This is a genomic window from Pseudomonas sp. NFX15, assembly GCF_049132105.1.
In the GTDB taxonomy this organism is placed as follows: domain Bacteria; phylum Pseudomonadota; class Gammaproteobacteria; order Pseudomonadales; family Pseudomonadaceae; genus Aquipseudomonas.
The window spans coordinates 51,126-62,234 of sequence record NZ_JAFMPV010000030.1; the positions used below are offsets into that span (position 1 = coordinate 51,126).

The 11,109-nt window shown below is 61.5% G+C and carries 5 protein-coding genes; 4 read left to right on the forward strand and 1 reads right to left on the reverse strand.

The window, feature by feature from the left end; translation table 11 throughout:
• Positions 1-191 precede the first annotated feature (191 nt).
• A complete protein-coding gene (gene putA / locus J1D76_RS23955) occupies positions 192-4,142 on the reverse strand; it encodes a trifunctional transcriptional regulator/proline dehydrogenase/L-glutamate gamma-semialdehyde dehydrogenase (protein ID WP_421140803.1) in 3,951 nt (1,316 codons plus the stop codon).
• Between the two features lie 460 nt (positions 4,143-4,602).
• Between putA and putP the strand changes: the two genes are divergently transcribed.
• The 4 genes from putP to J1D76_RS23975 form a co-directional block, all read left to right on the forward strand.
• Complete coding sequence (gene putP / locus J1D76_RS23960) at positions 4,603-6,087, forward strand: sodium/proline symporter PutP (RefSeq protein ID WP_421140804.1); 1,485 nt, start codon at positions 4,603-4,605, stop codon at positions 6,085-6,087.
• A gap of 323 nt (positions 6,088-6,410) precedes the next feature.
• Complete coding sequence (locus J1D76_RS23965) at positions 6,411-8,348, forward strand: type VI secretion system tip protein VgrG (RefSeq protein ID WP_421140805.1); 1,938 nt, start codon at positions 6,411-6,413, stop codon at positions 8,346-8,348.
• Positions 8,338-9,075, forward strand: a complete 738-nt coding sequence (locus tag J1D76_RS23970) for a DUF4123 domain-containing protein (RefSeq protein WP_421140806.1) — start codon at positions 8,338-8,340, stop codon at positions 9,073-9,075. Before J1D76_RS23965 ends, J1D76_RS23970 begins: the two co-directional genes overlap by 11 nt.
• Positions 9,075-11,109: DUF6531 domain-containing protein (locus J1D76_RS23975; RefSeq protein WP_421140807.1), on the forward strand; the 2,035-nt coding region annotated here is incomplete at its 3' end. The genes J1D76_RS23970 and J1D76_RS23975, both read left to right, overlap by 1 nt.

The window sequence follows — 11,109 nt, forward strand, 5'->3', positions numbered from 1 at the left end:
GATGGGCGTGATGGTGGGGCAGAGCAACCGCTTGTTGGCGCCCTGGTGCAACTGTAGGAGCGAGCCTGCTCGCGATAACGGCGGCACATCCAATACGGGTGTGACTGACAGACCGCTATCGCGAGCAGGCTCGCTCCTACAGAAATATTGCAAACCAGGCTGCCATTGCGGCGGCCCGGTCTTGTTTCGGTTTAGCCGATCGTCATCAAACTCGCATTACCACCCGCTGCAGCGGTGTTAACACTCAGCGCCCGCTCGATCACCAAACGCTCCAGCGCAATGTTGGTCTCGCCTTGCGACAGGCCCTGCACACCGACGATGGCGCCGGCACGCTTGGCAACCTGCTGGCACACCGCACGCAGTTGGTCGGAATGGCCGTGATGCAGGACGGCATCAAACACCACATCGTCCTTGTTCCAATCGGAAACCAGCTTGATGCGCGCCTGAATGTCCTTCGGCAGGCGTGCGAACAAGGCCTTGCTCAAGTCCGTTTCCGGCCACACCGCCGAACCGCCGACAGCCAGCACTGCTGCCAATTGAGTCAGCAGGTCACCTTCGACTTCCGCCAGGCACAGCACGTGTTCCCGTGGCAGGATCGCATAGCTGTTGCGCTCGCCGGTCGGGCCGGCCAGGACGCGGGTGATGCCGCTTTGCGATTGACCGGCGAACTGCTCGCACAGGGTGCTCAGGTCGGCGAATTTGTTGCTGTCGGCCCAGGTTTTCAGGGCAGTCAGTGGCTTGCTCATGGCGTCGCGCAGACGAACGTCCGGTGCAACGGCCGCATCACCGCGAGCAAAGGATTGTTCGATCGCATCCGCAGGACGGGTCGACAGCAGGCGGTACAGGTACAACGGGCCACCGGCTTTCGGACCGGTACCCGACAAGCCTTCGCCGCCGAACGGTTGCACGCCGACCACGGCACCGACGATGTTACGGTTGACGTAGACGTTACCGGCATTGACGTTGTCGATCACCTTGGCGATGGTCTCGTCGATGCGGGTATGCACGCCCAGGGTCAGGCCGTAGCCGGATGCGTTGATCTGGCCGATCAGTTGATCGATGTCCTTGCGCTTGTAGCGGACCACGTGCAGCACCGGGCCGAAGATCTCCCGCTGCAACTCGTCGAAGCTTTCCAGCTCGATCAGTGTCGGCATCACGAAGGTGCCGCGTTTGACTTCTTCGGCATCGGCGATGGCGACTTGGTACACGCTGCGACCTTTGTCGCGCATGGCCTGGATGTGCTTCTCGATGCCAGCCTTGGCTTCGGCGTCGATCACCGGGCCGATGTCCACGGACAGGCGCTCAGGGTTGCCGAGACGGCTTTCAGCCATCGCACCTTTAAGCATTTCGATGACGCGATCGGCGGAATCTTCCTGCAAGCACAGTACACGCAGGGCCGAGCAACGCTGGCCGGCGCTGTCGAACGCCGACGAAACTACGTCGATCACCACTTGTTCAGTCAATGCCGAAGAGTCGACGATCATCGCGTTCTGGCCACCGGTTTCGGCGATCAGCGGGATAGGACGACCCTGGCTGTCGAGGCGACCGGCAATGTTGCGTTGCAGCAAGCGCGCGACCTCGGTGGAGCCGGTGAACATCACGCCTTTGACGCGTTCGTCACCGACCAGACCAGCACCGACGGTTTCACCGCGACCCGGCAACAGTTGCAGCACGCCTTCCGGAATCCCTGCTTCGAGCAGCAGGCGCACAGCTTGCGCCGCAACCAGTGGGGTTTGTTCCGCAGGCTTGGCCAATACCGGGTTACCGGCAGCCAGCGCCGCAGCCACTTGACCACTGAAGATCGCCAGCGGGAAGTTCCACGGGCTGATGCAGACAACCGGGCCCAGCGGACGGTGGGCGTCGTTGGTGAAATCGTTGCGGGCCTGCACCGCGTAATAACGCAGGAAGTCCACGGCTTCGCGCACTTCGGCGATGGCGTTGGCGAAGGTCTTGCCGGCTTCGCGAGCCAACAGGCCCATCAGCGGCTGGATCTCTGCTTCCATCAGATCGGCGGCACGTTCCAGAATCGCGGCGCGTTCGGCGGGCGGCGTGGCCTGCCAGATCGGTGCAGCGTTGAGCGCGCACTGGATCGCGTTGTCGACGTCTTCGACGGTGGCTTCCTGTACATGGCCAACCACGTCGCGCAGGTCGGACGGGTTCAAGACCGGTGCCGGCGCTTCATTGCTGGAGGCGCAACCGAGCATCGGCGCGGCTTTCCAATGGTTGTGCGCGGTGGCGAGCAGGGCGCAGGACAGCGATGCCAGTCGATGTTCGTTGGCCATGTCGATGCCGCTGGAGTTGGCGCGTTCGCAGCCGTACAGGTCACGCGGCAGCGGGATGCGCGGGTGCGGCAGACCGAAGCCACCTTCCACGGTTGCCATCTGCTCGATGCTGGCTACGGGGTCGGCTACCAGTTCCTGGATCGAAATCGACTGGTCGGCGATGCGGTTGACGAACGAGGTGTTCGCGCCGTTTTCCAGCAGGCGACGCACCAGGTACGCCAGCAGGGTTTCGTGGGTGCCGACCGGCGCGTACACGCGGCACGGACGGTTCAGCTTGCCTTCGGAGACTTTACCTACAACCTGTTCGTACAGCGGTTCACCCATGCCGTGCAGGCACTGGAACTCGTACTGGCCCGGGTAGTAGTTCTGACCGGCAATGTGGTAAATGGCCGACAGGGTGTGGGCGTTGTGCGTGGCGAACTGCGGGTAGATGACTTCCGGCACCGACAGCAGTTTGCGAGCGCAAGCGATGTAGGAAACGTCGGTGTACACCTTGCGGGTGTACACCGGGTAGCCTTCCAGGCCTTCGACCTGGGCGCGCTTGATTTCGCTGTCCCAATACGCGCCTTTCACCAGGCGGATCATCAGGCGATGACGGCTGCGACGAGCCAGGTCGATCACGTAGTCGATGACGTACGGGCAACGCTTCTGGTACGCCTGGATCACGAAGCCGATGCCGTTCCAGCCGGTCAGCTGCGGCTCGAAGCACAGGCGCTCAAGCAGGTCCAGCGACAGCTCGAGGCGGTCGGCTTCTTCGGCGTCGATGTTCAGGCCAATGTCGTATTGCTTGGCCAGCAAGGTCAGCGACAGCAGGCGCGGATACAACTCGTCCATCACGCGCTCGTACTGCGCACGGCTGTAACGCGGGTGCAGGGCGGACAACTTGATCGAGATGCCCGGGCCTTCATAAATCCCACGGCCGTGGGAGGCTTTGCCGATCGAGTGGATGGCTTGTTCGTACGAGGCCAGGTACTTCTGCGCGTCGTGCTCGGTCAGTGCCGCTTCGCCGAGCATGTCGTAGGAATAGCGGAAACCCTTGGCTTCGAACTTGCTGGCGTTGGCCAAGGCTTCGGCGATGGTTTCGCCGGTCACGAACTGCTCACCCATCAGGCGCATGGCCATGTCGACGCCCTTGCGGATCATCGGCTCGCCACTCTTGCCGATGATGCGGCTCAGGGACGAGGTCAGGCCGGCTTCGTTGTGGGTCGACACCAGTTTGCCGGTCAGCAACAAGCCCCATGTGGCGGCGTTGACGAACAGCGACGGGCTGTTGCCCAGGTGCGGCTGCCAGTTGCCGGTGCTGATCTTGTCGCGGATCAGTGCATCGCGGGTGCCTTTGTCCGGGATACGCAGCAGCGCTTCGGCCAGGCACATCAGCGCCACGCCTTCCTGGGACGACAGGGAGAATTCCTGCAACAGGCCCTGAACAATGCCTGCGCGGCCGCCAGCGCTCTTCTGGTTGCGCAGTTTTTCGGCAATCGAGGCCGCGAGCTTGTTGGTGGCTTCGGCCATCGGGACCGGCAGGCGCGCCTGCTCGATCAACATCGGCACGACTTCCGGCTCAGGGCGGCGGTAGGCGGCGGTGATCGAAGCGCGCAGGACCGATTGCGGCAGGATGCTTTCGGCGAATTCGAGGAAGCACTGGTGGGTGTGATCCAGAGGCGCATCGACGCTGTCGTCGGAATCCTTGGTCAAACCGCTCAGCTCGGTCAGGGTTGCACCACCCTCGAGTTTTTCCAGGTAATTGAAGATTGCCTGTTTGATCAGCCAGTGTGGCGTGCGATCAATCGAGGTTGCGGCGGCCTTGAGGCGTTCGCGGGTCGGGTCGTCAAGTTTGACCCCAAGGGTGGTGGTAGCCATGTTTTTATCCTCATGTTTGCCACGACTGCGTGGCATCAGCTGGCGGCAAGATTAGCCGTGCGACTGTTGAGGTGCAACCGGGTGCAACCCTTTTTTTGCCGGAATAATCCGCAACTCGTCAGGAATTAAATTCTGGTACGCCAGTGCTGCATTTGCTTGGTGCTTTTTAGCGCAGTTGCCGTGGGTTCTTGCTCCGAAAGGGAGCAAAAAACAGCACTCGATTGATATTTCTCACTGGGTGCAACTTATTCTCAAGAAACTGGTTGCACCTTATTTGCTTTGTTGAATAGCATTCGCGCCCAAGGTGCAACCCTGGCAAAACCAGGGTGCTCCGGCTGATGGCTTTCCTGGGGAAACATCAGTCATAAATGCGCGGGATCCAGGATCGTCTGTAAACGTATGCGTTTGCGAGCGGTTCACCCACCGCCGCTACATAAAAACAAAGCCAGGGCGTAACTCAATGAGCGTAAGCAATCCAACCCTGATCACGTTCGTGATCTACATCGCAGCAATGGTGCTGATCGGCTTGATGGCCTATCGCTCCACCAACAATCTTTCCGACTACATCCTGGGCGGCCGTAGCCTGGGCAGTGTCGTGACCGCACTGTCCGCCGGTGCCTCCGACATGAGTGGCTGGTTGTTGATGGGCTTGCCCGGTGCCATCTACATGTCCGGCCTGTCCGAAAGCTGGATCGCCATCGGCCTGATCATCGGTGCCTATCTGAACTGGCTGTTTGTCGCTGGCCGTCTGCGCGTGCAGACCGAGCACAACGGCGATGCGCTGACCCTGCCGGACTACTTCGCCAGCCGTTTCGAAGACAAAAGCGGCCTGCTGCGGATCATCTCTGCGGTGGTGATCCTGGTGTTCTTCACCATTTACTGCGCATCCGGCATCGTGGCCGGTGCCCGTCTGTTCGAAAGCACCTTCGGCATGTCCTACGAGACGGCGCTGTGGGCCGGTGCAGCGGCGACGATTGCCTACACCTTCATCGGTGGTTTCCTGGCAGTGAGCTGGACCGATACCGTACAAGCCACCCTGATGATCTTCGCGTTGATCCTCACGCCGATCATCGTGCTGCTGGCCACCGGTGGCGTCGACACCACGTTCCTGGCCATCGAAGCGCAAGATCCAGCGAACTTCGACATGCTCAAGGGCACCACTTTCATCGGCATCATCTCGCTGATGGGCTGGGGCCTGGGCTACTTCGGCCAGCCGCACATCCTGGCGCGTTTCATGGCGGCGGATTCGGTCAAGTCGATCGCCAAGGCTCGTCGCATTTCCATGACCTGGATGATCCTGTGCCTGGGCGGCACCGTGGCCGTTGGCTTCTTCGGTATCGCCTACTTCTCGGCGCACCCGGAACTGGCTGGCGCAGTCTCCGAGAACCACGAGCGTGTGTTCATCGAACTGGCCAAGATCCTGTTCAATCCGTGGGTCGCCGGTGTATTGCTGTCGGCCATTCTGGCGGCCGTCATGAGCACCCTGAGCTGCCAATTGCTGGTGTGTTCGAGTGCCCTGACTGAAGACTTCTACAAGACCTTCCTGCGTAAATCCGCTTCCCAGGTCGAGCTGGTCTGGGTCGGTCGTGCCATGGTGCTGTTGGTGGCGCTGATTGCAATCGGCCTGGCCGCCAATCCGGAAAACCGTGTACTGGGTCTGGTGAGCTACGCCTGGGCCGGTTTCGGTGCTGCCTTCGGTCCGGTCGTGCTGATCTCGGTGATCTGGAAAGACATGACGCGCAACGGCGCACTAGCCGGTATCGTGGTCGGCGCGGTCACCGTGATCGTCTGGAAGCATTTCGAAGTGCTGGGCCTGTACGAAATCATCCCGGGTTTCATCTTCGCCAGCCTGGCGATTTACATCGTCAGCAAACTGGGCACGCCAACTGCCGGCATGTTCCAGCGTTTTGCGGCGGCCGAGGCCGATTACCGCTTGAACAAGTGATGGCCTGAGCCAACGCTTGAATGAAACGGCCCGCTTCCTGATGGAGGCGGGCCGTTTTTTTGTGCCCTGAAAAAACATACCCCCTATAGGAGCGAAAGCGGTGGCCCATTCAAAGTCGATCTGACTGACATTCCCTCTTTGCGAGCAAGCTCGCTCCTACAGGGCGGGGTGGTTTTCTCGAGGTTGTCTGTCGCCGGATCAACCGTTTTCTGAAGGCAAATGCTTCAGGACAAGTAGGGCAATTCTGATTTTCCTGCACCCCGGTCAGGCCCCGTTATCGCTCATGCAGAATCGACCGCCATCGTTCTGCAGAGACCCACCGGATGTTCGCGCTTGCCAACTCGCCACGCTTCACCCTGAGCCTTGAAGGCGAGCCGGACTACGACTTCAAGGTCCTTGGGTTCAAAGGCCAGGAGGCCATCAGCCAACCTTACCGATTTGAGCTGGAACTGGTCAGCGAGCGCGCCGGTATCCCGCTCGAAAGCCTCCTGCATCGTCAGGCCTTTCTGGGGTTCGATGGGCAGGGACGCGGCATTCACGGGCAGATTATTCGCGTCGGCCAAGGGGCGACCACACGGCGCCTGACGCACTATCAAATCAGCCTGGTACCGCGCCTGAGCTACCTTGATCGGCGCATCAACCAGCGAATCTTCCAGCACAAGACGGTGCCGCAGATCATCGCCCTGGTCCTCAAGGACCACCACATTCTCGAATACGCCCATTGCGAATTCCAGTTCGGCAGCCAATACCCCGAACGCGACTACTGCGTGCAATACGCTGAAAGCGATCTGGCGTTCATCCAGCGTCTGTGTGGCGAAACCGGCATTCATTTTCACTTCCGGCACAGCCCCGACGGGCACCGCCTGATGTTTGGCGACGACCAGACCTTTTTCCCCCGCTTGAGCCAGTCAACGCCGTTCCTGCCGGGCAGCGGCATGGCCGGCGAAACCCCGGTGATTAACCGCTTCGACGTACGCCTGGAAACCTGCACCAGCGCCATCACGCTCGCTGACTACGACTTCCACAAGCCTGGCCAGCCACTCCAGAGCAGCCTCGACAACCAGCAGCGACCGAGGTTGGAGCACTATCAGTTCCCCGGTCAGTTCACTGATCTTCGGCGCGCTGACCTACTGGCGAAGCGCACACTTGAACGGTACAACGCAGACTTTTGCCAGGCCGAGGGCAGCAGCGACGACCCGGCCTTGGTCAGCGGCCATTTTCTGCGGCTCGCCGAGCATGCGAATCAGGCCTGGAATGAGCTGTGGCTGGTCACCCGCATCGAGCACCACGGACGTCAACCGCAGGTGCTGGAGGAGTCGTCTTCCGATGATGCGGACGCTTTCCAGGGCTATCGCAATACCTTTCTGGCCACGCCGCGGGACGTGCCCTACCGCCCGCCCTTGATCGAAAAGCCCAACGTCGCGGGTTATCACTGCGCCGTGGTCACCGGCCCCAAGGGCAGTGAAATTCATTGCGACGAGTACGGTCGGGTCAAGGTCCAGATGAAGTGGGACCGGCACGGCGAGCTGAATGAGTTCTCCAGCTGCTGGCTGCGGGTCGCCACGGGCTGGGCTCACGACCGCTATGGCAGCGTGCTGATCCCGCGAGTGGGCATGGAAGTGCTGGTGGGGTTTGTCCATGGCGATGCCGATAAACCGTTGGTCATGGCCTGCGCGCCCAACGCCTCGACGCCGCTGCCGCTGGACCTGCCCGCCGACAAGACCCGCAGCATTTTCCGCAGCCAAAGCAGCCCCGGGGGAGGTGGCTACAACGAACTGCGCATCGAGGATCGCAAGGGCGCCGAGGAAATCTACCTGCGCGCCCAGCGAAACTGGAATCAGGACGTGTTGCAGGACATGCATGTCCAGGTCGGCCATCAGCGCAATGTGGTCATCGGCAGTACCGAAGGGCCGGCATCAAGCGACAGCCTGCAGGTCCATGGCGACCTGAAAATCCGCGTCATCAACCAGGCCCTGAACGCCAGCGAGCAAGCACATTTCAGTGCGGGTCAGCAGGTGGTGATCGAAAGTGGCCTGAACATTTCGATTCAATCGGGCGGCCATTGGATCAATGTCGGCCCGGCGGGGATTTTCAGCAGTGTGCCGATACAGGTCGGCGGCGCGCCGATGCCGATCATGGGCACCTCGACCGTTCAGCGAAAACTCGAACCACTCACCCTTGCCCAGATCCTGAGCCTGAAAAGCGACGCACCGTTCTGCGAAGAGTGTGCGCGTTGCAAGGAGGGTGTCTGTGCCGCCTGATTTTTTGTCACCTCGCGAGTGGCTGGCGCACCAGCCACTTCAGCCCGGCGAACAGCTATTCGCCGTGTTCGGCAACGCCAGCGCCGCCGAGCCTTTCAAGGCCTGGCAGGGTTCCAGCCCGGCACTCGCACCGCGGCCGATCTGGGCGAACACCGTGTACGCCGAATGGGCGCCAGTCATGCCTTTCGTGGCAGTGGTCGAGCCGGGCAGTGAGTTTCTGGATTGGGTTGTCGACAGCGAGTCCGGCGATTGGGGGTGGCTCGCGGTTTCCGGCGCCAGTCAGGATGTACTGGCCGAGCATTTGTGCAGCCTCACGCAGGCATTGATGCCTAATGGCAATGCGGTGTTTTTTCGTTTCTGGGATGGACGCTTCCTGCTGCCGATCCTGCGGTCTGCCGAGGTCGACGCGGCGCAGTTGATGCCCGTCATCCGACGCTGCCTCATCAATGGACAGGCGCTTGACATTGGCGGCACTGCCTTTAAAAACACGAAGGCATTTCCCTGGTGGGAAGTCCCCGAAACACTGCTGAAAACCCTCGGCGTCGAGTCTGCTGAGGCTCGCCTCGACAACCTGTTGCAGTGGCTGAGCGAAGATCGTCCGGATCTGTTCGAGGCGTTTTCCGAAAGCGTTTTACGCACCAAAGTCTCGACGTTCCTGCAAACCTCCGATTTGCCTGAGGCGCCAAAGGCCGAATTGGTGGGCTTCCTGATGGCGCAATTGAACTGATGGATCAGATCGCCCGCATCGAGGAGGAACTCGACCACTTTCCGCGCACCCTGAGCCTGTACCGCGAACAGCTCACCGGGTTCTTCAACCGCAACGCCGACAAGGTCAGCCACGCCCTGGACCTGCCCTCGCTGATGAGCATGGATCGGCAGATCAGGTTCGGTGATACCCGCACGGTGGTCAGCAGCGGCGACGACGATTTTTTCTCGACGGTGGCGCGCTGCCCAGCCGATGGGATTCTGCTGATCGAGAGCCAGTTCGAGTCGGTGTATGACATTCCGCTGGGCGATATTCAGGTGGAGGTGGTGGCGCAGGAGGGCGGTGAGCGGGAGACGGTCACGCTGGATCAGCAGGGCAAGGGGACGTTCGAAGGGACGCCGGGTAAGTCGTATCGCGTGCATGTGCAGAGCGCCGTTACCCCAGATCAATTGGGGAAGCTGTTCGAATCCTACGACGGCCTGACCGGACAATTACAGGCCTGGCTGCACGGCGAGTGGCAAGGCTTCAAACCGCGCTGGGCGCACTCGACCTCGGCGGCGCTGGGTAACGGTTTGCTGGCCGGCAGTTGGGCGGCAATTGTCGGGGTGTGGGACCGCATCGGCGAGCTCTCGGCGATTTTGCAGGACCCGCGCCGGTTCGCTGAGCAACTCGGCAGCGCCGCCGAGGACTTGGCCAAGTTGGCAGAAGAAACCCCCGAGGCGATGGCCCGGCTGCAATTGCTGGCCAGTGACGAGGCGGCGCTGTGCCTGCTGTTGCGCACCGCCAGCCTGTGGCTGGAGATGCTGCCGCCGAGTGTCATGGCCGGTGCGTCCGCTGAATCGCTGTCGAGATTTGTCGTGGATTTGCTGATCGACCTGTTGATCGGCGTGGTCCTGACCTTCGCCGCTGCCGGGGCGGGCATTGCCTATCTGTCGATGCGTCTGGCCCGGCATGGCGCGCAGCTGTTGGACGGGGTGCTGGGTTTCGTCAAAGCGATCTTCAATCTCATCAGCCAGTTCATCGGTTATGTCGAACGCTACAAAACCGTCGCTGCTCGCGGTGTCGCCGCGGGCCTGAAAAAAGGCCGCATGCAACTGCGCTGGAACGCCAAGCGCAACACCACGCTCAAGCCCAACGAGCACCACGACGACAGCCCAATCCAGGCGAAAAACCCCAACGGCGACAGCGCCGACACCGTCGAGCGCACCGCGACCAACCAGTGCCCGGTGTCGATGGTCACCGGCGAAGAACTGCTGACCCTCACCGACGGCACCCTCGACGGCATTCTGCCCTTCGACTTCACCCGTCTGTACCGCACCAGCGCCGTCGAGCTCGACAGTGGCCTGGGTTTTGGCTGGAGCCATTCGCTGTCGCAACACCTGCAAGTCGACGGCGAGCAGGTGATCTGGGTCGATCAGGAAAACCGCCGGACGCGGTTTCCGCGACCGACCCGTGAGCGGCCGGTGATCCATAACAGTTTGTCGCGAGCGGCGATTTATCTCGGCGAAGAGCCCGATGAACTGATCCTCGCCCTGGCCGGCGATGCACCGCGCTTTTATCACTTTCGCGATGGCCGGCTGACGGCGATCAGCGACGCCTATGGCAACCGCCTGGGCCTGCGCCGCGATTACCGCGACCGGATCGAACGCCTCGATAACGGCGCCGGCCGTTCGTTGTTCTTGCGCTACGAGCACCGGCACCTGATGGCCATCGACTATCAGGTGCGGCAACCGGCGCCCAGTGAGGAACACTCCTGGCGTACCGAACAGACGCTGGTGACTTACCGCTACGACGCCCGGCAGCGGCTGGTCGAAGTGACCAACGCCGCCGGCGAGTCCGAGCGTTACGACTACGACGAACAGCACGTCATCCTGCAGCGGCAACTGGCCGGTGGCGCGAGTTTTTTCTGGGCCTGGGAACGGGCCGGTAAAGCGGCGCGTTGCGTGCGGCACTGGGCGTCGTTTGCGCAGATGGAGGCGCGTTACACCTGGGATGAGCGCGGCACGGTCACGGTAAAAAACGCCGATGGCAGTGAAGAAATTTACCAGCACGACG

Bases quoted from the DNA above. Each gene is read 5' to 3' on its own strand.
- putA (WP_421140803.1), bottom strand. From the start codon at position 4,142: ATGGCTACCACCACCCTTGGGGTCAAACTTGACGACCCGACCCGCGAA.
- putP (WP_421140804.1), top strand. From the start codon at position 4,603: ATGAGCGTAAGCAATCCAACCCTGATCACGTTCGTGATCTACATCGCA.
- J1D76_RS23965 (WP_421140805.1), top strand. From the start codon at position 6,411: ATGTTCGCGCTTGCCAACTCGCCACGCTTCACCCTGAGCCTTGAAGGC.